The sequence below is a fragment of the Nocardia sp. NPDC003269 genome (assembly GCF_042888005.1).
GTDB lineage: Bacteria > Actinomycetota > Actinomycetes > Mycobacteriales > Mycobacteriaceae > Nocardia.
On sequence record NZ_JBIAPA010000002.1, the window covers coordinates 1,559,483 to 1,581,587 of the forward strand.

Genomic DNA, 22,105 nt, shown 5'->3' on the forward strand with positions numbered 1-22,105 from the left:
AGCCGTGTGAGGTGTGTCGTGGGCGGCACCTCAGTGCGCGGTGTCGGCCGCTCCCGCGAGCGGCGCCGCCTGCGACCGGCACAGCACGACGGTGGCCACGCACATCACGACGACGCAGGTCACGACGGCCACCAGGCCGAGGCCGTCGGTGCGCAGCTGCTCGTTCAGGGCGGTCAGGCCGAGGAACGCGGCGGCCAGCGGTTCGGCCACCGCCGCCGCGGGGAGCGAGGCGGACAGCGGTCCGGCCTGGTAGGCCCGCTGCTGGAGATAGAAGCCGAGCAGCCCGGCCCCGACCAGTGCCCAGGTCTGCCAGCCGGTGAGCACGCTGCCCGGACCGTCACCGAACAGGGTGACCACGCGGTCGGTGAGCGCGGCGGCCAGGCCGAACAGCGCGCCGCCGGCGAGCCCGAGGGCCAGCGCCCGCTCGGCCGGCCTGCGCACCAGGAACCCCGCCAGCGTCGCGACCGCGACGATGCCCAGCAGAATCGCCAAGGGCACCAGCCACTCTCGCAGCGGCGCGGTCTGCTCGCCCGCGGTCGGATCGCCGATGACGAGGAACAGGACGAGCGCGGTCACCAGGACCAGCGCCGTCGCGGCGGCCCGCCCGGTGATCCGCTGATGGTTCAAGCGCGCGGACAGCGGCAGCGCGAAGACCAGCGAGCTGACCAGGATCGGCTGGACCACCAGCACCGCGCCGAAGGCGAGCGCGAGCACCTGCATGCCGTACCCGCCGATATCGCCGACGATCGCCGCCCACCACCGCTTGTTCCGCAGCAGCGAGCCCACCAGCGACGCGTCGCCGGGGACGGCGGCCGCCGCCCGCTGCTGCGCCACCGACGACACCGCGAACAGCATCGCGGCGACGACGGCGCACACGATCGCGGCGATCGAACGGTTCGTCACCAGGTCAGTGTGGCAGCCGGACCGCGGTGAGGCCGGGAGGCGCCCGGCCCGACGACCGCACCGACAGGCCGTCGATCAGCCGCGTGACCGCGGGCCGAGTCGATCAGCCGCGTGCCGAGTCGCCCTCGGGACGACGGTGTGAACACGCCGTCGGTGCCGATCACCGGGTCGACGAGGCCGCCGGAACGGCGCGCCCCGAACAGCAGCGTGGCCGAACCGTAATCGGTTCGGCCACGCGGTGATTCAGTTTGCCGTGCGGTTGCGGCGGGTGGCCGGAGCCGCCGGACGCGCGGCTCGACGACGCGAATTCGTCGGCGTGTCGCCGCTGCGGGCGTGTCCGCCGGTGCCCGCGGGCTTGCGGCTGCGCGACTCGCCCGCCGGACGCTCCCGGCGCGGCGCGCCCGCGCCGCGGCTGTGGCCCTGCGCTGCCTCGCCCGCCGGTGCGCCACCGGAGCGGGGACGGCGCGAGCGGCCACCGGTCGCCGACTTCGGCGCGGCGGCCTGGGCCGGTGCGGCGGGCGCGGCCAGCGCGATGCCGCTGGGCTTGCGGGCGCCGGTGATCTCCACCAGCTTCCGGTCGCCGGGGCGGACCTCGACGCCGTCGGTCTGCACGCCGGCCTTGCGGGTCATCGCGGCGACGTCCTTGCGCTCCTCGTCGGTGACGAGGGTGACCACGACGCCCTCCTCACCGGCGCGCGCGGTGCGCCCGGCCCGGTGCAGGTAGGCCTTGTGCTCGGCGGGCGGGTCGAAGTGCACGACCAGCGAGACGCCGTCGATGTGGATGCCGCGCGCGGCGACATCGGTGGTGACCAGTACCGGCACCGAGCCGTCGGCGAAGGCCGCCAGCGTGCGGGTGCGGTTGTTCTGCGCCTTGCCGCCGTGCAGCGAGCCCGCCGCGACCCCGGCACCGCGCAGCTGCTTGGCCAGCCGGTCCGCGCCGTGCTTGGTGCGCACGAACATGATGGTCAGGCCCTCGCGGGCGGCGATCTCGGTGGCGACCGAGCGCTTGACGTTCTTGTCGCGCACGTAGAGCAGGTGGTGCGACATGGTGGTCACCGACGCCTCCGGCGGCGCGGTGGAATGGGTGACCGGCTGGTGCATGTACCGCTTGACCAGCTTGTCCACGTCACCGTCGAGGGTGGCCGAGAACAGCAGGCGCTGACCGTCTTTCGGCGTGCGGTCGAGCAGCCGGGTGACCTGGGGCAGGAAGCCCATGTCGGCCATGTGGTCGGCCTCGTCGAGCGCGGTGATCGTCACGTCGGACAGGTCGGCGGCGCGCTGCTTGATCAGGTCGTCGAGGCGGCCGGGGGTGGCGATGAGCAGGTCGACGCCGCGCGCGAGCCGGTCGGCCTGGCGCTTGATCGGCGCACCGCCGACGACGGAGGCCACGCGCAGGCCGAGCGAGAGGGCGGCCTCGTCGAGCGCGCGCTCGATCTGCGAGGCGAGTTCGCGGGTCGGGACCAGCACCAGGCCGCGCGGGCGGCCCGGCTTGGCGGACGCGCCGGTGAGACGGGCCAGCATCGGCAGGCCGAAGGCGAGGGTCTTGCCCGAGCCGGTCGGGCCGCGGCCGAGCACGTCACGGCCGGCGAGCGCGTCGCCGATGGTGGCGGCCTGGATGGGGAAGGGCTTCTCGATGCCCGCGTTGCGCAGGGTCTGCACCAGTGCGACGGGCAGACCGAGGTCGGCGAAGGTGGCGTCGGGACGCGAAGAGGAAGACAAAATGGCCTTTCGTTGGGCTGCGCATCGCGCTGGAAGATGACCGGCGCCGATGACCCGGATACGCCGACGGCGTGCACGGGGTGCGGCCCAGCAGGAAGGACCGATCTCCCAGGATAGGCGGGATCGGTGGCACGTGGGTAAACGCGCTGGTCAGACGACCGTTTGTAGCGATGATTGTGCGAGGGGGTCCGGCGGGCGCCCGGGTGGCCGGGACCGAAGCCGTCCCGGCGCGGAAAAGAGCGGCGAATCGCCAGGTCAGCCGCGGAAGAGCCGGTTCAGCTCCTGCAACCACGGCACCGCGACGGCGAGCGTCGGCACGACCAGGATGGCCGCCGACCCGAGGTACGCGGCGGTGGCGACTCTCACGTCGCCGGTGCGGCCCGCGAGCCGCTGGATGCGGATCAGCGTGGTCGGTCCGCCCGCGGCCAGCGCGCCCTGCGGCGCGGTCGACTTCGCACACGCGACCAGCGCGCGGGCCAGCGGCTTGGGGCCGGTGACCTTGACCGCGGAGTCGTCGGCGAGCAGTTCGATCAGCAGTTTCACCGAGCCGAGCGCGGCCTTGCTGCGGACCACCCGGGGGAACGCCTCGTGGACCGCGGTGAACGCCTCGAGCACCAGGTCGTGGCGGGCCCGCAGATGCGAGCGTTCGTGGCTGACGATCGCGGTGACCTCGGCGTCGTCGAGGCTGGTCAGCGTGCCTTCGCTGAGCACCACGCGCTGCCGCAGGCCGGGCAGGCAGTAGGCGATGGGTTCGGTCGCGGCGAGCACGCGGATATCGGCGGCGCGACGGACCGGCCCGCTCTGATCCAGCAGATCGACCAGCATGCGATGCCGGGACCTGCGGCGACGGGTGTGCACGCCGACGCGCACGATGGAGAAGATGAGCCGGGCGCCGATCATCAGCGTCAGCGCGAAGACCAGCACGTAGATCGTCCACAGGGGCAGACCGAGCGCGTCGATCTCCTTGGTGGGGGAGGTGGTCGGCCTACCGTCGGGGCCGGGGACGAGCAGCAGGCTGGCGATGGCCAGCCCGGAACCGAAGGCGCTGAGCACGGCGGCCAGCGCGATGGCCTGCCACAGCACCAGGGCCGCGCGCGGCGATCGATGCACCCAGGTAGCGCGACTGAGCAGCGCTGGTACCGGCCCTGCGAGAAGCAAGGCGAGACCGGCGAAGACTGCCGCGGTTGCGTTCATCGACTCTGCTCACTGCGTTGTGGGACCAGGGGCGCTCACGTCGTTGTGAGAGCCGCCAGGGAGTCTAGCTGCTCTTCTCGTCGGATTCGAGCTTGGCGAGCGCCTCCCTGAGGGCATCGGCCTCGTCCTTGCCCACCTGTTCCACGAAGTGCACCAGCGCGGCGGCGCGGCTGCCCGCCGCGTCGGCCTGCTGCAACGCGTCGACCATCAGGCTCGCGACGAGCTCGTCGCGGCTGTGTACCGGTGCGTATCGGTGGGCGCGATCATCGCGCCGCTGCACCACCAGATCCTTCTTCGCCAGCCGCTGCAGCACGGTCATCACTGTCGTGTACGCGAGCTCGCGCCGTGCGGCCAGTGCTTCGTGGACCTGCCGCACCGTCTGCGGTTCGTCGGCCGACCACAACTGGTCCATGACCGCTTTTTCGAGTTCGCCGAGTCCTGCCATCCCACAATTTTACGGACTCAACGACAAAGATGCGTACTACAGATTGTCGTAACGGGGGATTTGCTGGTGTGTCATTCGTCATACCCGTCGGCGCCGTGCACGTGCCGGGTGCCGATCGGGACGATCATCGGCCGCCCGGAGACGGGATCGGTGAGGACGGTGGCCTCGAGCCCGAACACCTCGGCGAGCAGCTCGGCGGTGACGATGTCGGCGGGCTTGCCCCGCGCCACGATGCGCCCCGCCGACATCACCACGAGCTCGTCGCTGTAGCGGATGGCGAGGTTGAGATCGTGCAGCACCATGACCACGGTGCGCCCGTACTCGGCGTGCAGCCGGTCGACGAGATCGAGCACCTCGAGCGAGTGCGCGAGGTCGAGGTAGGTGGTCGGCTCGTCGAGCAGCAGGATGTCGGTGCCCTGGGCCAGGGCCATCGAGATCCAGGCGCGCTGGCGCTGGCCGCCGGAGAGCTCGTCGAGGGTGCGCTCGGCCAGGTCGGCGATGCCGGTCTGGGCCAGCGCGGCGGCGACCTCGGTCTCGTCGTCGGCCGACCACTGCCGCAGCCAGGACTGGTGCGGGTGCCTGCCGCGGGCGACCAGATCCGCGACGGTGAGGCCCTCGGGGGCGACCGGGGTCTGCGGCAGCATGCCGATCACCCGGGCGACGTCCTTGGTCTTCATCGTCGAGATGGCCTTGCCGTCGAGCACGACCTGCCCGTCGCGGGGGCGCAGCAGCCTGCCCAGCGACTTGAGCAGCGTCGACTTGCCGCAGCCGTTGGGCCCGATGACCGTGGTGACCACGCCGGGCGCGATGTCGAGGCTCAGCTCGTCGACGATCACCCGCTCGCCGTAGCCGAGGGAGACGCCGTCGGCGGCGAGGCGATGGGCGGGGCTGGTCATCAGAGCGTGGCCTTCCGGTTCATGCGGACGAGCAGGTAGAGCAGGAACGGCCCGCCGAGCGCGGCGGTCACGATGCCGACGGGCAGTTCGACGGGAAGCAGTGTGCGCGAGATGATATCGGCCGCGGCGACCAGCCCGGCGCCGGTCAGCGCCGAGGCGATGAGCGGTTCACCCGGCGTGCGCAGTGCCATCCTGGCGATCTGCGGCGCCGCGAGCGCGACGAAGCCGACCGGTCCGACGGCCGCCGTGGCCACCGACGCCGCGACCACCGCGGCGCCGATGAGCAGCGCCTGCTGGGCCTGGATCCGCACGCCGAGCACCCGGGTCGACTCCTCGCCGAGGCGCAGCGCGGCCAGCGTCCGAGCCGAGACCAGCGCGATCACGGTCACCACGGCCAGCGCGAGCACCGCGGGCACGACCCTGGCCAGGTCCGCGGCGTTGAGCGAACCGGTGAGCCACAGCTGGGCCCGCGCGGCGTCGGTGAGGCTGGCCCGGGTGAGCAGCCAGCTGATCACCGACATCAGCACCGCGTTGACGCCGATGCCGATGAGGACCAGGCGGAAGCCGGTGACCCCGCGTTCCCCGGCCCGGCCGCGACCCCAGGCGAGCAGATAGATCACGATCGCGGTGAGCAGGCCGCCGGTGAGCGCGGCCAGCGGCGCGCCGACCGTGGCGATCAGTCCGGTGGTCGCGCCGCCGCTGCCGACCAGCACCGCGACGGCGCCGACACTGGCACCGGTGGTGATCCCGAGGACATCGGGCCCGGCCAGCGGGTTGTGCAGGATCGACTGCATGAGCGCGCCGGACAGGCCGAGCGCAGCGCCGACCACCACGGCCGTCAGCGCCCGCGGCAGCCGCGACTCGATGATGATGAACCGCTGCGATCGGGTGCCACCGCCGCCGAGGACGTCGAGGACCCGGCTCAGCGGGATGTTGGTCTCGCCGACGGCGATATCCAGGCAGAACAGCGCGAAGACCAGCGCCGCGAGGGCCAGCACGGCACCGAGCAGCACCGGTCGCCACACCAGCGACACCGGCCCGATCCGCAGCGCGGGCCGCACCTTGCGCAGCGCGGCGCCCGCGTCGGTGGGCGTGTCCGTCTCGAGTGTGCTCACAGCGTCACCAACTTCTTGCGGCGCACCAGCGCGATGAAGAACGGCGCGCCGATCGCGGCGAGCATCACGCCGACCTGGAGTTCGCCCGGCCGGGCGACCACCCGGCCCGCGATGTCGGCGACCAGCAGCAGCAATCCGCCGATGAGTCCCGAATAGGGGATCAGCCAGCGGTTGTCGGGCCCGGTGATCGTGCGGGCGATATGCGGCACCACCAGCCCGAGGAAGGCGATCGGCCCGATGGCCGCGGTGGCGGCGCCGCTGAGCAGCACCACCGCGAACAGGCCGAACGCCCGCGCCCGGCCGACATCGACGCCGAGCCCGCGGGCGACGTCGTCCCCGAGGCCGAGCAGGTTCAGGCTGGGCGCCGCCGCGACCGCCATCGCCATCCCGACCACGAGAAACGGCAGCACCTGCCAGAACACTCCGCCTTCGCGCCCGTTCACCGTGCCGACCACCCAGAACCGGTAGGTGTCGAGCGCGGCGTTGTCGAGCACGATCACGGCATTGGTCATCGCCTGCAGGAACGCGGTGACCGCCGCGCCCGCGAGCACCAGGCTCAGCGGACTCGCCTTGCCGCCGCCGATCGAGGACACCCCGAACACGATGATGCCCGCGATCGCGGACCCGGCGAAGGCGAACCAGATGTACTGGCTCGGCGCGGTGAAGCCGAACAGATAGATGCTGAGCGCGGCCAGGAATCCCGCGCCGGCATTCAGTCCCAACAAACCGGCATCAGCGAGCGGATTCCGGGTATACCCCTGGATGAGCGCGCCCGCGATGCCCAGCGCCATCCCGGCGACCAGGGCCAACGCGGTGCGCGGCAGACGTAGCTCACGCACGATTTCCTCGGCGGTGGAGCGGGCCGGGCATCGGAACGGGCCGCCGTCGCAGCCGAGAGCGTGTGTGACGGCGTCGAACACCGTGGCCGGTGCGAGCGAGCGGGTACCGATGGCGATGCTCGCCACCACCGCGACGGTGAGCAGCAAGACGAGCAGAAGAAGCCCGGTCAGACGACGACGTCTGACGGTGCCAGGGTGGATCACGGCGACGAACTTCTCCTGACTCGAATCCGGACACGACTTGTGAAGTCTGGTAAGCCTAACCTATGTTCCGAGACATCATCGTCACGGGAACCCACTGTTCGAGGAGGTTCGATGCCCGAGCCCGTCACCACCGCCACGTCCCGCAGCACCGCCGCGTTCGATCGCGCGTGTGCCCGGTTGCAATCGCTGCAACCCGAACATCCGCGGGTCTATGCCGTGGCGGCGATGGCCGGTCAGGGAAAGCGCCGCTGGTGGCATGTGCCGAACGGACTGTCCGAGGGCCGCGTCGAGCTGATGTACCGCAGGCACGCCGCCGAGATGATCAACGACGACATCGCCGCCGAGGTGGTCGCGACCGCGCTCATCCACGCCGTTGTCGGCCGGGTGACGGCGCTGTTCGTGATGGCGGGCCGGGCCTGGGATCCCGGCCGGGACAATCTCTGGATCCATCATGACAACGATGGTGGCATCGACTGGGCGGGATTGTCCGACACCACGATTCGCGTCGTCGCCGGTGACCCCGAAGTCGACGAGCGCGACGCCGTCGCCCTGCCCTGCGAGGCGGCGATGGCGGTCTGGCTGGCCCAGCGGTGCGCGTCCTCGCTGATTCCGCTGCAGTCCGTGCTCACCCGCTGCTCCGGCCTGCCCGCGCGCCGGTTCTGGTCGCTGGTCGGCGAATCCGTCATCGGCGCGGCGACCTACGTGCCCGACCTGGCCCGCACCGACGCCACCGCGGGCGCCCGGCGCGGCCAGCTGCTGCTCGGCGCGCTCGAGGACCGGGGTCTGCCGGTGCGCCGGACCAGCTGCCTGCAACGCTAGGGGCCGGTCGCGGCGCGCACCGCCGCGGCGAGTTCACGGAACGACCGCAGCACGAGTTCGCCGTAGTGCTCCGGGTCCGGCATCATCGCCGGATTCGTGGTGACCGCGATGACGATGTCGTCACCCTGCGAGGTGATCAGGTGCCGCAGGCCGTCACCGTCGAGGATCGGCAGCGCGCCGACCACCCGGCGGATCGGCCGCCCGCAGAAGACCAGGCTGTCGGTCACCGGCGGCACATTGCTGATGGTGGTGTTGCACAGCGGCACCGTCGCCGCGTCGTCGAAACGCCGTTGCGCCCTGGCCCATCCGGCCGCGCGCAGCAGCAGCGCGGGCGCGGTCTCCACCCGGCGGTCACCGCGCCGCACCACCGGGTCGGTGGTCCGCTGCTTGGCCAAGCCCGCCGACCGCCGCACCGCGGCCAGCCGGGCCAGCGGATCGGCGAGGTCGGTGTGCAGGTCGACGATCATCTGGCTGAGCTGGTTCGCCGAATCCCAGCCGGCCACACCGCGCATCGACATCGGCACCATCGCGGCGAGTGAGCCGTCGGGCGTCTCGTCGTGCTCGGCGAGATAGGCGGCCAGCGCGCCGGCGATCGTCGTCAGCATCAGGTCGTTGATCGTGACCCGCTGCGGCGCCGCGGCTTTCGCGGCGAGCACCTCCGGCATCGGCAGCGCGATCAGGTGAAAGGTGATCTCCGCGTGGATATCCCGGTTGAACCGGGTCGCGGGGCGTTCGGCCACCGGTTCGTGCACCGCGCCCGCGTCGACCAGCGCGCGGAGTTCGTCCTGCGCCGCGCGGGCGCGCCGCAATCCGCCGACGAACTGCGCGGGCCGCAGCGGGAGCGCGGCGCTCGTGCGGATCGCCCGGACCAGTGGGCGCGGCTCGTCGAGCCGGATCGCCGGCGCCGGGTCGGCGCCGAACAGCCGCTGCTCGAGCGCGCGGGTGGCGACGCCGTCGCCGGCACTGTGATGGAACGCGAGCACCACGATCGTGGTCGGGCCCGGCATCGCCGGGACCCCGTCGACGCGGTCGAGCACATGGATGCGCCACGGTGGCCGCGTCAGATCCATCCGCGTGGCGGTGATCTCGGCGATCCGGGCACGCGCGTCGTCCCAGGTCCCCGGCCGCTCCAGCGAGACGTGGTCGCGCACCGACAGGGCCGGATCGGGCACCCAGTACGGCAGATCCAGGTCCATCGGCACGCGGTGCAGCCGTCGGTGGAACAGCGCCGCGTGCCCGATGCTCGCGCGCACCCAGTCCAGGACCTCGCCGATGGTCAGCGGTGCCCGGCCCGCGGAGTCGGCGAGGTACACCCCGACGACGTTCGACAGGTGCCGGTCGGTCTCGTCGTAGACGAACACCGCGTCGCGCGGGCGCAGCTGCTCGGTGCCGACCCGGAGTTCGGCGCTCACAGGCCCAGCGCCGTCGCCATCATCGGCCACGACGCGTGCAGGTCGTCTTCCCAATAGCCCCACGAATGAGTTCCGGTCGGCCGGAGGTTGTAGGTGATATTCGTGCGGCCGAGCTGCTGGGTGCGCTGGGCCAAATTCGCCGTGCAATACATGGTCGCCGCTTCGATGCCGCCGCCGACGAGCATTTGATTCGTCAGAATGGAGGTCGGATTCTTTCCGTTGATATGAACACGCGGATTCTGCAGCGTGTCGTGAATTCCGGGCAAACCCGTTCCGGCGGAAATGTACATCGGGATATCCGGTAGGCGGTGGGCCTGGACGAAGGGGTCGTGTTCGCGCCAGGCGGCGTCGGTGATCGGGCCCCACATGTTCTCCACGTCGCCGCCGCCCATCCGCACCACCAGCGAGACGAAGCCACGGCCGATCGGGTCGCTGGTCATCGCGCAGCCGCTGTAGGCGGACACGCTGCGGTACAGGTCGGGGGCCTGGATGGCGAGGTCGAGGACCGAGGTGCCCGCCATCGAGATGCCCGCCAGCGAGTTGACGCCGGTGGTGCCGAAGGTCGCGTCGACGACGGGCGGCAGCTCCTGGGTGAGGAACGTCGTCCACATGTTGCGGCCGTTGTTCTCGAGGTTCTTCCCGAGCTTCTCGTCGGGGCGCAGCCAGTCGGTGTAGTAGCTGAACGCGCCCTCCATCGGGATGACGACGTTGACGTGCTTGTCGGCGAAGAACCCGCCCGCGTCGGTCTGCCCCGGCCAGTTGGCCGAATCCTCGCCGCCGCCCGCGCCGTTGAGCAGGTACAACGTCGGCGCCGGGGTCGCGGTGTCGGCCGGTCGCAGCACGCGCAGCGCGATCGTGCGGTCCATGGCGGGGGAGTAGACGCTGATGTCGGCGACCTGGCCGGACTGGGTCCGGCTCACCAGGCGGGCGCCGGTGGTGGCCGCGGCCTGCCCGGTGTCGGCGAACACGGGTGTCGCGGCGAGCGCCACGACACAGGCGGCCGACAGGAGGGCGCGGAGCATGTCGTTGTTCATGGTGATGCGGGCCTGCTGACTTCTCGGGCGGTGCGGGGGCCGGACGACGGCCGGCCCCCGCTGGTGCGGCGGTTGATCGGGCTACGGGAAGAAGGCTTCTACCGAACCGAGGAAGACGGCGAGCAGGCCGTCGCCCTCGGCCGCGGAACCCAAGCCCGCGATGGCGGCCATCATCAGCTCTGTCAGCGAACCCATGGTCGAACTCCTTGCTTGATTGTCGAGAAACCTGAGGTCAGGGGTGGGTCAGCCGCCGATGGGCGTGCCACCGCTCAGGGAGATCAGCGCCTGGACGAGGGGCAGGGTGGTGTCGCCGAGACTGGCCATGCCGGTGGCGAACATTTCGTAGAGGGAACCCATGTCTTACTCCTGCGGGTGATATCGGATTACGGGAAGAACGCTTCGACGGAGCCCAGGAAGGTCTCGAGCAGAAGGTCGCCCTGGTTCGCGGACGCCATTCCGCCCAGTACGCCGAGTAGCAGCTCATCGAACGAGCCCATGAAGTATCTCCTTGCGCTGTTGTCATGCCCCCGGAAATAGGGTGGTCCCCTCTCCGCGGGCGGTCATCACGATCGGTGGTCGATATGATGCCGGTAACGTAGCGCTGCGTCAGAAGTGTGGCAACCCGATGTTTCACTCACTCTGATTCGTTCATTTTTTTCTTTCCTTCTGGAAGCTGCTCGGCGATTGCCGCGAGAGCTGCCGGGTGTACCTGTGACCTGTGGTTACGGCGAGTGTCTGGTACAGCGACGGCCGGAATTGTCGCGAACGCAACTGTTCGCGACGAGTCCGTCAAGGGGGATGGATTCGCGTATCTGATGCATCTGATCTGCGACTGTGCCGAGGCTTGGGCGGATGGCGATGTCGCTCGGGGTGACGGTGCCCGCCGTCTGGGGGTCGATGGCTGCGAGGTGTTCATGGCGGAGGAGGTGGGCTGCTGTGCGGTGTCCGCGCGCGTCGCCTTGTTCGCCAGACCCCACTTTTCGGGGGTTCGGCCAGGTCTGGGAGTCCTCCTATTTCGCACCGCACAGTGATGGTCGATCATTCTGTTTCGCTATATATGAGTCGCGGGGGCGGACCGTGAACGGTCCGCCCCCGCGCTGTCGAGTCGAGTGTTACTTACCCGGTGTCGGCGTGCCGCCGCTGACGGTGATCAGGGCCTGGATGAAAGGCAGAACAGCGTCGCTCAGGCTGCCCGCGCCGGTCTGCATCAATTCGTAGAGAGATCCCATGTGTATTTTCCTTCGGTGAAATGGATGCCGGACTCGTCAGTGAGCCGGACGGGGGTGTCGGGGCGAGGTCGTTTTACGGGAAGAATGCCTCGACGGAGCCGAGGAAGACCGCCAGGAGCCCATCACCCTCGACCATGGAACCCAATCCCGCAATGGCGGCCATCATTATCTCGGTCAGCGAACCCATGGTGAATCTCCTTGCATGATTGATGAGCATCCCGCCGGAAAATGGAGGACCCGTCGGCCGGGATGTGGATCACAATCAGATCTCCTCTGCTGTGATGTGGGTTAACGTAGCCCCGCTCATTTCCCTCGGCAAGGAAATCGCCCGATTCGCGAAATTCGACCCCACATCCTTCCTGGTGGAACTACCGGGGAGTGTTGGTGTCCGTCACAACGGATCGCGCCGTGACCTGTACCGACGTCCAGTCCCGTCAGATCCGACGGCGAACGGCCGCGTTCGCCGTCGGTGCCGTCAATCCCCCTGGAGCGGACCGCGCCAGATGCGGGCCGGAATCCCGCTGACCAGATCGCGGCCACGCAGCACCTGAATCCGCCACGGCGACAGGCGGAGCACCTGGAACGCCGGGTCGTCCGGGCCCTGCCAGAACTGGCCGGGGTCATAGCCGACGCCGGGCGGGCTCCCGTGCCGGTACAGGTCCCACACGTGCGCGCGCTCGTCCGGATCGTCGGTCCAGCCGGCGACGGTATCCACGGCGACGGTGTTCTGCGCCGGACTCCAATACGAGAACGTCACATGCGGATTCCCCGCGATATGCGCGGCTTTCACCGGCGTGCGATAGGTCCCGAGCCACCCGGTCGGCACCTCGCCGCCGGTTTCCCAGACCGGGATCAGCACCCGGGACCGGGGGCGCCCGGCGGCGTCGACGGTGGTCATCGTGGCGTAGTTGATCGAGCCGACGATGGCGTCGAAATCGGCCTTGATATCGGCGAAGCTCTGGACTGTCGACCTGGTGCGACTGTTGGTACTCATGGGTCCACCGTGGCCGGGCGGACTTCGGACGGACTCAGGATCGGCTCGAGGTCGCTCCCTCGACGAGGGTCGCCGGGTCGGCGGTCCGGCCGTGGGCGACCGCGGCCGCCAGTCCGTCGGCGCCCAGCTCGGCGCGGACGCGCGCCGCGATCCGGTCGACATCGCCCCGTTCGGCCTCGGGCAGGGGCGCTCCGGTGGCGCGGCGCAGGGCGTCGGCCGCGCCGAGTAGCTGAGCGGCCTGCTCGGCGTCGCCCGCCAGCGCGCGGGCGCCGGCCAGTCCCTCCAGAGCGAGCGCGTGGGCGCGGGGATCGCCGGTGCGCAGCGCCGCGTCCAGGCCGCGCCGGTGCAGCTGTTCGGCCTCGGCGGCGTCGCCCGCGAGTTCGGCGGTGAAGCCCAGTTCGGCGAGGATCAGTGCCGCGCCGAACTGGGAGCCCGCGCGCAGATGCCAATCCAGCCAGGCGCCGAGGTGCGTGCGGGCGGCGGCGAGATCGCCGCGGCGCCGCGCGACCAGGCCGAGTCCGAGTTCCGCGGATTCCTCCCCGACCAGATGCCCCTGGTCGACGGCGAGCCGGCGCGCACGTTCGTGCAGTTCGGCACTGTGCTCGAAGTCCCCGCGCAGCAGCGCGATCCGGCCCAGGGAGGTGAGCCGCTCGCCCACCTCGGTCCACAGCCCGAGCTCCTCGGCGGTCGTCAGCGCGGCCCGGTGCTCGGTGCGCGCGGTGTCGAGATCGCCGACGACCTCGGCGTGATTGCCGAGCAGGAAGCCCGCGATGCCCTGGCCCCAGCGGTCGCCGACCCGCGTGAACAGATCCCGGCTGCGTTCGGCGTGCGCGCGCATCTCGGTCAGCTCACCGCGAGCGAACGCGTCCCTGGCCAGCGACGCCGAGGCCGCCGCGACACCCCAGTCCTGACCGGCGTCGGCGAAGGCGGTGCGCAGCGCGGCGGCGCTGTCCATGTCGTGGTGCGCGGCGAACCCGGTGTGCACGTGCGCGAGATACCAGCGGGCCCGCAGTTCCGCGGGCGCGGGCCGCTCGCCAAGGGCGGGCAGCGTCTCGACGGTGCGGCCGCGCCCGAGCTCGAGCGCGCCGCGCCACAGCAGCGCGATCCGCCGTGCGGCCGAACCGGGTTCGCCCGGCATCGCCAGCGCGATGCCGATCGACCGGATGCCCTCCGCGAGCCGCCCGCGCAGCACCCAATACCAGGCCAGCGCGTTCACCAGACCGAGCGCGTCGTCGGATCTGCCTGCGGCCCTGGCGGTCTCGAGCGCGCGGCGCAGGTCGGCCGATTCGGCGTCGAGCCGGGCCAGCCACCGCCGCTGGTCGCCGGTGCGCAGGTGCGCGTCGGCGCGTTCGGCCAGCGCGCGGTAGTAGGCGAGATGACGCAGGCGGGTCTCGGTCTCCTCGCCGCTGTCGCGCAGGCGGTCGACGCCGTAGGCGGCGACCGACTTCAGCAGCCGGTAGCGGGGCCTGGCGTCGGCGGCGGGCGCGATGACCAGCGAGCGGTCGACCAGGCGGGCGAGCAGTTCCGCGACGTCGACGCCGTCGACATCGCCACCCGCGCAGACGGTCTCGGCCGATTCCAGGGTGGCGCCGTCGGCGTGGGCCGCGAGCCTGCGCAGCACCGCGCGTTCGGGCTCGTCGAGCAGTTCCCAGCTCCAGTCGATCACCGCGCGCAGCGTGCGCTGCCGATCGGGGGCATCCCGGTACCCGGCGGAGAGCAGCGTGAACCGGTCCTCGAGCCGCTCGGCCAGGGTGTGCACGCCCAGCGCGCGGACCCGGGTCGCCGCCAGCTCCAGCGCCAGCGGCAGGCCGTCGAGATGGCCGACGATGGTCGCGACCGCGGCGGCATTGGCGTCGGTGACAGCGAAACCGGGGGTGGTGGCGCGGGCCCGATCGGTGAAAAGCCTGACAGCAGGCGACTTCTCGATCTCAACCGTGGTTCCCTCCGCGGCGGGCACCGGCAGCGGCGCGACCGGCCACAGGTGCTCGCCCGCGATGTTCAGCGGGACCTGACTGGTCACCAGCACCCGCAGGTCGGGGGCCGCGCCGAGCAGCCGCGCGACCAGTGCCGCGGCGGCGTCGGCGACGTGCTCGCCGTTGTCCAGCACCAGCAGTGCCCGCTTGGCCCGCACCGCCTCGGCGAGCCGGGCGAGCTGGGTTCCGTTGTCGGGCACCGGGAACGGGCTGGTCCCGGCGGAGTCGTCGCGCACCTCGAAGGCCGCGGCGACCACCTCGGTGAGGGCGGTCAGCGCGCTGTCCGGCTCGGCGCCGAGGCACAGCCCGGCCAGCTCGACGAACAGCACGCCGTCGCGGGCCGGATGATCGGCGCCGACCGCCAGCGCCAGGCGGGTCTTGCCGACGCCGCCCGGACCGGTGAGCGTCACGAGTCGTTCGGCCCGGAGCAGGGCCTCGATCCCGGCGCGATCGTCCGCACGCCCGATCAACGCGGTGGCGGGAACCGGCAGCGTGGGCCGGGGCGTGACCGGGGTCGCCCGCGGCGGCCGGGTCGGCGCGCCGAGCGCCGGATCCTGTTCCAGCACAGCACGATGCAGCGCGGTGAGCTCGGGACTGGGATCCAGGCCGAGGTCCTCGGCGAGGTGCTCGCGCAGGCGCCGGTACGAGTCCAGGGCCTCGCCGTGGCGGCCCGAGCGGTACAGCGCGAGCATGTGCGCGGCCCGCAGCCGTTCCCGCAGCGGATGTTCCTCGGTGAGCGCGCCCAGTTCGTCGGCCACCTGCTCGTGCTCACCGAGCGCGATCCTGGCTCGCGCGTAGTCCTCGGTCGCGGTCAGGCGCTGTTCCTCGAGGCGTAGCACCGGGATCCGGGCGAAGTCGTGGTCGGCGAGGTCGGCCAGGGCGGGGCCGCGCCACAGCGCCAGCGCCTCGGCCAGCAGGGTCGCGCGGGTGGCGTCGTCGGCGGCGCGCGCCCGGCGCAGCAGGTCCTGGAACACCTGCGCGTCGACCGCGCCGGGGGGAACGTCGAGGAGATAGCCGGGGGAGCGCGAGACCAGCAGGTCGCGGCCGCCGTCCTCGGCGTCGCCGAGCACCCGCCGCAGCTGGGACGCGCGGGTCTGCAACGACCCCGCCGGATGGGTGGGCAGTGCCGCGCCGCCCCACAGGTCCTCGACGAGCCGGTCGGCGGGCACGATCCGGCCCGGCTCCACCAGCAGTGCGGCCAGCAGGACCCGCACTTTGAGCTCGGGCACCCGGACCGGCTGCCCGTCGTCGGTCCACACCGTCACCGGCCCGAGCACCCCGAAACGCATGTCACCCACCCTAAACGGCGGGGCGGACGCGGCGTCCTCGAGGCGATCCGGAGTCGATCCGAAGGGTTCCCGAAGGGCCGCTCGGCACGGTGGGTCTCGTTCGCCTCCTCCTCGAAGGGAATCCTCCTGATGTCCGCGTTCACCGAAATCCCCGAGCGGGCAGGCACCCGCCAGTGGCTGGGACTTGCGGTCCTGCTCCTGCCGACGGTGCTGCTGTTCCTCACCATGACCGTCCTGTTCCTGGCCACCCCCTATATCGCCGCCGATCTGGCACCGAGCAGCGGACAGCTGTTGTGGATCAACGACATCTACGGCTTCGTGATGGCCGGGTTCCTGGTCACCATGGGCACGCTGGGTGACCGGCTCGGCCGCCGCAGGCTGCTGCTGGCCGGCGCCGCGCTGTTCGGCGTCGCCTCGGTGCTCGCGGCCTTCGCGCCCGGTCCCGAACTGCTCATCGCGTCGCGGGCGCTGATGGGGCTGGGCGCGGCCGCCGTCATGCCCGCGACCCTGTCGCTGATCACCACCATGTTCCGCGACGATCGCCAGCGCGCCACCGCCATCGGTCTGTGGGCGGCGTCGGTGTCGGCCGGGGTGGCGCTCGGCCCGCTGCTCGGCGGACTGATGCTGGCCTCGCTGTGGTGGGGCGCGTCCATGCTGATCGGCGTGCCGGTGATGCTGCTGGTCGTGCTCGCGGTGCCGGTGCTGGTGCCCGAGTACCGGGCGCCCGCGGCGGGCAGGCTCGATCCGATCAGCGTCGCGCTGTCGCTGGCCGCGCTGCTGCCGTTCGTCTACGGCGTGAAGAAGCTCGCCGAGGCCGGACCCACCGTCACGTCGGTGCCGACCCTGCTCGCCGGGGTGCTGTTCGCGGTGGTCTTCGTCCGCAGGCAGCTGCGCCTGGACGACCCGCTGCTCGACGTGCGGCTGTTCGCCGACCGGACCTTCAGCGGATCGCTGGGCGTGTACATGCTCGCGGCCATCGCCCTGGGTGGGGTGTACCTGCTGTTCACGCAGTATCTGCAGCTGGTCGCCGCCCAGTCGCCGCTGGCGGCCGGGCTGTGGATCCTGCCCGCCGCGATCGGCCTGGTGATCGTCTCCACGGTCACTCCCGCGCTCGCCCGTCGGGTCCGGCCCGCGTTCCTGATCGCCGCGGGTCTGGCGGTGTCGACGGTCGGCTACCTGGTGCTGACCCAGGTCGAGAGCGTCGCCGGTCTGCCGTTGCTCATCGTCGGCTTCTACGTCCTGTACCCGGGTATCGCCCCGGCCATGGCGCTGATCCCCGGCCTGGTCATCGGCGCCGCCCCGGCGGAGAAGGCGGGTGCCGCCTCGGCGGTGAACAGCACGGCCAGCGACCTGGGCGTCGCGCTCGGTGTGGCACTGCTCGGCAGTGTCGGTGCCGCGGTGTACCGCGCCGGGATGTCGGAGTCGACGGGTGAGGCCGCGGAAACCCTGCCCGGGGCACTGAGTTCGGCCGACTCCCTGCCCGCCGATGTCGCCGAGTCGGTCGTCGCCGCCGCGCGCGAGGCGTTCACCCACGGCCTCAACGCCGCCGCGTGGACCGCGGCCGTGTTATCTGCCGCCGGTGCGGTCCTGGCCGTCGCGCTGCTGCGGCGGATCCCGGCAGGTGCCACGTCCGTGCCGGATTCTGGTGCGGTGGAGGATGATCCTGCCGCGAGCAACCGGGACGTGGTGGCGGTGTAGCCGGGCCCGTTCGTGGTCGAGCCGACCGTCGGCCCACCATGCCACCACACCCAACGATCCGCGGTGCCGAGTAGTTCGGTACCGCGGATCGCCGCGTCGTCAGTGATCCGGTGATGTCCGGCCGGTGACGATCATCAGCAGCTCGGCGGCAGTCCCGGTGACCGGTGTGCCGGTGCCCGTGTGCCACCCGGTATCCGTTGCGGTGAGGGCGTATCCGGCCAGGCGGGTGCGCGCGTGGAACGGGGTGCCCATCGCCCACACGCGTTCCAGGGACCACTGTGCCGCCGCGGTCGGCATCACGCGGTCGACGCCGAGGGGGACCGCGATGTCCTGCCCGTGCACCAGCAGATCCATCAGCCGGTCGGTCGGTGTCGTCCCGATCGGGGTGACCCGGGAGTCGACGGTGGCCCGCAGCGCGTCGAGCAGTTCGGCGGTCGACATCCGGTCGGCGAGGCGGACGGCGGTGTCGTGGATGAGCCGGTCGAGATTCCCGCGGGCCCGGATCAGGTTCACCACGAGCGAGCCGATCGTCACCCGGGTGGTCAGCACGAGGTGCGCCACCACATCTCGGATCCGCCAGCCCGTGCACAACGAGGGGGTGTCCCATGCGGATTCGGGCAGGTCGGCCAGCAGGTCGGCGAGGGTGGCGCGTTCGACGGCGACCGCCGCCCAGATCGCGTCGTCGGTACGGGAAGTTCGGGTGGTCATGGGTCCTCCTTCGCTGGGGTGTCGTCGGTACCGTAGGAACTCCACCGAGGTGGAGGTGCCAGTGACTGTGACCGACAGCACACCGATGACGATCGGCGAACTCGCGACCCGGACCGGCGTCGCGGTCCGCACGATCCGGTTCTACTGCGACGAGGGCCTGCTCGAGGTGCGCCGCACCGCGGCCGGGCATCGGGTGTTCGACCGGGCCGCGGTCGATCGCCTGCGACTGCTGCGCCGGTTGCGCACCTTCGGCATCGGGCTGACCGCCATCGCCGACGTTCTCTCGGGCACCCGGTCGATCGCGGAGGTGATCGCCACCGAACGTGCCGCCGTCGACGCCGAGTTCGCGGCGTTGAGCCACCGTCGCGCGCTTCTCGCCGCCGTCGAGCACGCCGCCCCCGCGGCGCTGGATCTGCTTGCAGCCGTGGCGGATCCGACGGCGGCACGGACTGCCCTCGGCACCTTCTGGCGCCGTCAGCTGGCACCGCTGCCGCGCCCGCTGATCGAGGACTTCCTCGACATGAACGTCCCCGAACCCACTCCCGCCGCCCCACCCGAGCACCTGCTCGCCTACGCGGAACTCGTTGCGCTCGTGACGAATCCGGCATTGTCGGCGGCGATGTCGGACACCATCCGCCATCGCGGCACCCCGGGCGTCCGCGACGAGCGCCGCCTGCTCCTCGACGTGGCCGACGCCTGCCTGACCGCGGCACCGGCGGTCGCCGCGGGCCGCGCGCCCGCGCCCGGCGCCGAACTCGATCACTACGTCGACATCCACGCGGGCGCGCGCGGCCTGGCCGACACCCCGGCCTTCCGGCGCCGGCTGCTGGCCGACACCGCCGACACCGCCGACGTCCGCCGGTACTGGCAGCTCACCGCCACCCTCGCCGGCGACACGGTGACCTCCGGCGCGGCCCACCTCTGGCTCTTCGACGCGCTCACCGTCGCCATGGCATGACAAAGGGGAGGCCGATGATCCGGCCTCCCCTTCGGGTCACGACGGCTCAGGGAACCACTTCGACGATGTCGCCCGGTTCCAGCCACTCGTAGTGCGCCTTCGCGCCTTCGGGCGTCAGCCGGATGCAGCCGTGCGACTGCTCCTCGGTGGGCCCGATGTGATAGGCGATGTCGCCGTTGAAGAAGACCGCGTACTCCATCGGCGCGTTGTGCAGGGTGCTCCAGTGGAACGGCTTCTTGAACGCCACCTTGAAGACCCCGGGCGGGGTCTCGTAGCCGGGACGGCCGTGCGACATCGGGCTCGGCCCGAAGGTCACCTTGCCGTTGTCCATCAGCCAGGCGTTGTTGGTGGACAGCTGCAGGCAGGCGCGCGCCTTCTCGCTGCACGGCGCGACCACCGGCTCCGGCGGCGGCGCGGGAATGATCGCCGGAACACCGGGGACATCGGGACCGCCGGGCCACAGCGGCTCGGCCTGCACCGGCGCCGCGACGGCGGCTCCGGCGACGGCCGCGCACAGGGCCGCCTGCGCGGCCCAGCGGGGGATACGACTACTACTCACGAAATCTTGCCTCTCTCGCCGCGCCCACCCCTGGCCGTCGTGCGCCCAGAACATGAGCTTTCAACATCGACACAAGCCTCGGAAACATAGAGGTACGTGTGATCATGGAGTATTGCGATCGTGTTGAGCAAGCCCAGGCGGCCGTCTCCGGCGCGCCGTCACGCGGCCCGCGCGCGCTCCGGCCGGAACACCCGGGCGGCCAACGGCGGCAACACCATCAGCCGGGTGAACTGATCGCGCAGCCGGACGCCGGTGCGCGAGCCGGGGATCAGCATCGCGCGACTCGCCCCGACCGACCGCTGACGGGCGCGCACGGTGGCCCGCAAGCCCCGCTCGTAGCGGGCGAACGCGGCCCGATGCCCGTCGCCGACGGCGAGCTCGGTGGCCAGCCGGTGCGCGCCCTCGACGGCCAGTGACGCGCCCGCGCCGGACAGCAGCGTCGCGCAGTAGCCGGCGTCGCCGACCAGGCCGACCCGCCCGCGCGACCAGCCGGGCATCCGGATCTGGGTGATCGCGTCGAGGTAGAAGCCCGGATCGGCGGTCGCCGCGTCGACCAGGGCGCCGACCCGCCAGGCATCGGTGTCGAAGTGGCTGCGCAACAGCTCCTTCTGCGCCTGCTGGTCCCGGGGCACGGCGAGCTCGCGCGGGGCGCGGAAGGCGAAGAACGCCTGGGCGCTCGCGTGCCTGCCGGACCGGTAGACCCCGGCGACCCGGCCCGGTGCGTTGTGCAGCGTCACCTCCCGCGCGGTGCCGAAGTCCGGGTCGACGGCGGCGGTGGCGAAGCACAGGCCCAGGGGATAGGCGGCCTCCGATTCCGGGCGCACCGCGAGCTCGCGCACCCGCGAGTGCAGTCCGTCCGCGCCGATGACCAGGTCGAACTTCGCGCTGGTCCCGTTCGTGAACTCGACCTGGACGGACGCCTCGTCCTGGGTGATCGAGGCGACGGCGTCGCCGAACCGGTAGTCGGCGTCGTCGGCGGTGGCCTCGTAGAGGACGCGGGCGAGGTCGCCGCGCATCACCTCGAGGTCGTCGGGGCCGTTGAACGTGCTGGTCGGCATGCCCGCGACCCGCCTGCCGTCGGCGTCGACGAAGGTGAGCTGCCGGATGTCGGTGGCGAGCTCGCGCACCGCGGGCAGCACGCCCATGGCGTCGGCGATGCGCACGGCGGCACCGCGCAGGTCGACACCGTTGCCGCCGGGACGCGGCGCGGGGGCGAGCTCGACGACGGTGGGCGTGACGCCGTGCCGGGCGAGCCACCAGGCGAGGGTGGGACCGGCGATACCGGCACCGGAAACGAGAATGCGTGGACTGGTCGGCATGGCGACTCTCCTCGTGGGAACTGACCTGTGGTCAGTCCTCACGGTAGATTCCTGACCTCCGGTCAGTCAAGGCGCTAGGATGTCCCGATGACGGACGAGCAGACGCCGGGCACCCGCGAGCGCATCCTGGCCGTCGCCATGGAGCTGTTCGGCGCGCACGGGTACCACCGCACCACGGTCCGCGCGATCGCCGATCAGCTGAACATCTCCAAAGCCGGTGTGCTCTACCACTTCCCGAGCAAGTACGACATCCTCGCCGGGCTCGCCGAGCCGCTGCTCGTCGCGATGGCCGGGGCGGTCGCCGACGCTGCCCATCCCGATCCGCGCACGGCCAGGCGGCAGGTCCTGGAAGGGCTGCTCGAGGTGTTCCTCGAGTACCGGTATCTGTTGCGGCTCAATGTGAACGACCTGGCGCTCGCCGCGCCCGGCGCGATCTTCGAGCGGTTCCGCACCACGATGCTGGCGGCGAACCGGCTCGTCGCGGGCCCGAGCCCGGAGCTGGCCGAGCGGGTGCGGGCGGCGCAGGCGCTGGGCGCGCTCAGCGACCCGGTGGTGTTGTTCGCCGAGGAATCGCCCGCCGACCTGCGGGCGGAAGTGCTGGCCGGGGTCGAATTGCTCTATCCCGAGGCCGTGCGTCCGGCGGTCGCGCCGCGCGGACGGCCCGCCGCGCTCGACGCGGAGCGCATCGCGGCCGCGCGCCGGATGAGCGAGGTCGAGCAGCGCAGCGCCACCGAGATTGCCGCCGTGCTCGGCGTCTCGCGCGCGACGGTGTATCGGTATCTAAAATAGTAAATTATG

The 22,105-nt window shown here is 71.6% G+C and carries 18 protein-coding genes; 4 read left to right on the forward strand and 14 right to left on the reverse strand.

Annotation, left to right across the window (positions count from 1 at the left end):
- Positions 1-30: 30 nt before the first annotated feature.
- The 7 genes from ACFYWJ_RS17625 to ACFYWJ_RS17655 all read right to left on the reverse strand — a co-directional run bounded on the left by ACFYWJ_RS17625 (position 31) and on the right by ACFYWJ_RS17655 (position 7,258).
- Positions 31-903: a DMT family transporter gene (locus tag ACFYWJ_RS17625; protein ID WP_355275884.1), complete on the reverse strand. Its 873-nt coding sequence runs from the start codon at positions 901-903 to the stop codon at positions 31-33.
- A 243-nt stretch (positions 904-1,146) separates the two neighbouring features.
- Positions 1,147-2,622 carry a DEAD/DEAH box helicase gene (locus ACFYWJ_RS17630; RefSeq protein WP_387162476.1) on the reverse strand — a complete coding sequence of 492 codons (1,476 nt, stop codon included), beginning with the start codon at positions 2,620-2,622 and terminating at the stop codon, positions 1,147-1,149.
- 255 nt (positions 2,623-2,877) lie between these two features.
- Entirely contained in the window at positions 2,878-3,816 is a 939-nt protein-coding gene (locus ACFYWJ_RS17635) for a M56 family metallopeptidase (RefSeq protein ID WP_355275882.1), read from the reverse strand.
- Between the two features lie 64 nt (positions 3,817-3,880).
- Positions 3,881-4,261: a BlaI/MecI/CopY family transcriptional regulator gene (locus tag ACFYWJ_RS17640; RefSeq protein ID WP_019047691.1), complete on the reverse strand. Its 381-nt coding sequence runs from the start codon at positions 4,259-4,261 to the stop codon at positions 3,881-3,883.
- Between the two features lie 71 nt (positions 4,262-4,332).
- Entirely contained in the window at positions 4,333-5,157 is an 825-nt protein-coding gene (locus ACFYWJ_RS17645) for an ABC transporter ATP-binding protein (protein ID WP_355275880.1), read from the reverse strand.
- Positions 5,157-6,272, reverse strand: coding sequence for an iron chelate uptake ABC transporter family permease subunit (locus ACFYWJ_RS17650; RefSeq protein ID WP_355275878.1), 1,116 nt, complete (start codon positions 6,270-6,272; stop codon positions 5,157-5,159). The genes ACFYWJ_RS17645 and ACFYWJ_RS17650 overlap by 1 nt, the downstream gene beginning before the upstream one ends.
- A complete protein-coding gene (locus ACFYWJ_RS17655) occupies positions 6,269-7,258 on the reverse strand; it encodes an iron ABC transporter permease (protein WP_355275876.1) in 990 nt (329 codons plus the stop codon). Before ACFYWJ_RS17655 ends, ACFYWJ_RS17650 begins: the two co-directional genes overlap by 4 nt.
- A 168-nt stretch (positions 7,259-7,426) precedes the next feature.
- On the opposite strand from ACFYWJ_RS17655, the gene ACFYWJ_RS17660 reads away from it, so the two are divergent.
- Positions 7,427-8,134: a hypothetical protein gene (locus ACFYWJ_RS17660; protein WP_355275874.1), complete on the forward strand. Its 708-nt coding sequence runs from the start codon at positions 7,427-7,429 to the stop codon at positions 8,132-8,134.
- Here the strand turns inward: ACFYWJ_RS17660 and ACFYWJ_RS17665 are convergent.
- The 4 genes from ACFYWJ_RS17665 to ACFYWJ_RS17680 all read right to left on the reverse strand — a co-directional run bounded on the left by ACFYWJ_RS17665 (position 8,131) and on the right by ACFYWJ_RS17680 (position 16,065).
- A complete protein-coding gene (locus tag ACFYWJ_RS17665) occupies positions 8,131-9,546 on the reverse strand; it encodes a wax ester/triacylglycerol synthase domain-containing protein (RefSeq protein WP_355275872.1) in 1,416 nt (471 codons plus the stop codon). The two genes, ACFYWJ_RS17660 and ACFYWJ_RS17665, sit on opposite strands and share 4 nt — an antisense overlap.
- Complete coding sequence (locus tag ACFYWJ_RS17670; RefSeq protein WP_355275870.1) at positions 9,543-10,568, reverse strand: alpha/beta hydrolase family protein; 1,026 nt, start codon at positions 10,566-10,568, stop codon at positions 9,543-9,545. Before ACFYWJ_RS17670 ends, ACFYWJ_RS17665 begins: the two co-directional genes overlap by 4 nt.
- Positions 10,569-12,284: 1,716 nt before the next feature.
- A complete protein-coding gene (locus ACFYWJ_RS17675; RefSeq protein ID WP_355275868.1) occupies positions 12,285-12,803 on the reverse strand; it encodes a pyridoxamine 5'-phosphate oxidase family protein in 519 nt (172 codons plus the stop codon).
- Between the two features lie 34 nt (positions 12,804-12,837).
- Positions 12,838-16,065: a BTAD domain-containing putative transcriptional regulator gene (locus tag ACFYWJ_RS17680; RefSeq protein ID WP_355275866.1), complete on the reverse strand. Its 3,228-nt coding sequence runs from the start codon at positions 16,063-16,065 to the stop codon at positions 12,838-12,840.
- Between the two features lie 129 nt (positions 16,066-16,194).
- Between ACFYWJ_RS17680 and ACFYWJ_RS17685 the strand changes: the two genes are divergently transcribed.
- The gene (locus tag ACFYWJ_RS17685) at positions 16,195-17,763 is read left to right on the forward strand and encodes an MFS transporter (RefSeq protein ID WP_355275864.1); all 1,569 of its coding nucleotides are present in this window, start codon (positions 16,195-16,197) and stop codon (positions 17,761-17,763) included.
- A 99-nt stretch (positions 17,764-17,862) separates the two neighbouring features.
- Here the strand turns inward: ACFYWJ_RS17685 and ACFYWJ_RS17690 are convergent, their stop codons facing one another.
- The gene (locus tag ACFYWJ_RS17690; protein ID WP_355275863.1) at positions 17,863-18,471 is read right to left on the reverse strand and encodes a maleylpyruvate isomerase family mycothiol-dependent enzyme; all 609 of its coding nucleotides are present in this window, start codon (positions 18,469-18,471) and stop codon (positions 17,863-17,865) included.
- 67 nt (positions 18,472-18,538) lie between these two features.
- Here ACFYWJ_RS17690 and ACFYWJ_RS17695 point away from each other — a divergent pair, with 67 nt between their 5' ends.
- A complete protein-coding gene (locus ACFYWJ_RS17695) occupies positions 18,539-19,429 on the forward strand; it encodes a MerR family transcriptional regulator (RefSeq protein WP_355275861.1) in 891 nt (296 codons plus the stop codon).
- A gap of 46 nt (positions 19,430-19,475) precedes the next feature.
- On the opposite strand, the gene ACFYWJ_RS17700 is transcribed toward ACFYWJ_RS17695, so the two are convergent.
- Both ACFYWJ_RS17700 and ACFYWJ_RS17705 read right to left on the reverse strand, forming a co-directional pair.
- Positions 19,476-19,988, reverse strand: coding sequence for a L,D-transpeptidase (locus ACFYWJ_RS17700; protein ID WP_355275859.1), 513 nt, complete (start codon positions 19,986-19,988; stop codon positions 19,476-19,478).
- Between the two features lie 158 nt (positions 19,989-20,146).
- Positions 20,147-21,307: an FAD-dependent monooxygenase gene (locus ACFYWJ_RS17705; RefSeq protein WP_355275857.1), complete on the reverse strand. Its 1,161-nt coding sequence runs from the start codon at positions 21,305-21,307 to the stop codon at positions 20,147-20,149.
- Between the two features lie 87 nt (positions 21,308-21,394).
- Here ACFYWJ_RS17705 and ACFYWJ_RS17710 point away from each other — a divergent pair, with 87 nt between their 5' ends.
- A complete protein-coding gene (locus ACFYWJ_RS17710; RefSeq protein WP_355275855.1) occupies positions 21,395-22,096 on the forward strand; it encodes a TetR family transcriptional regulator in 702 nt (233 codons plus the stop codon).
- Positions 22,097-22,105: the final 9 nt, after the last annotated feature.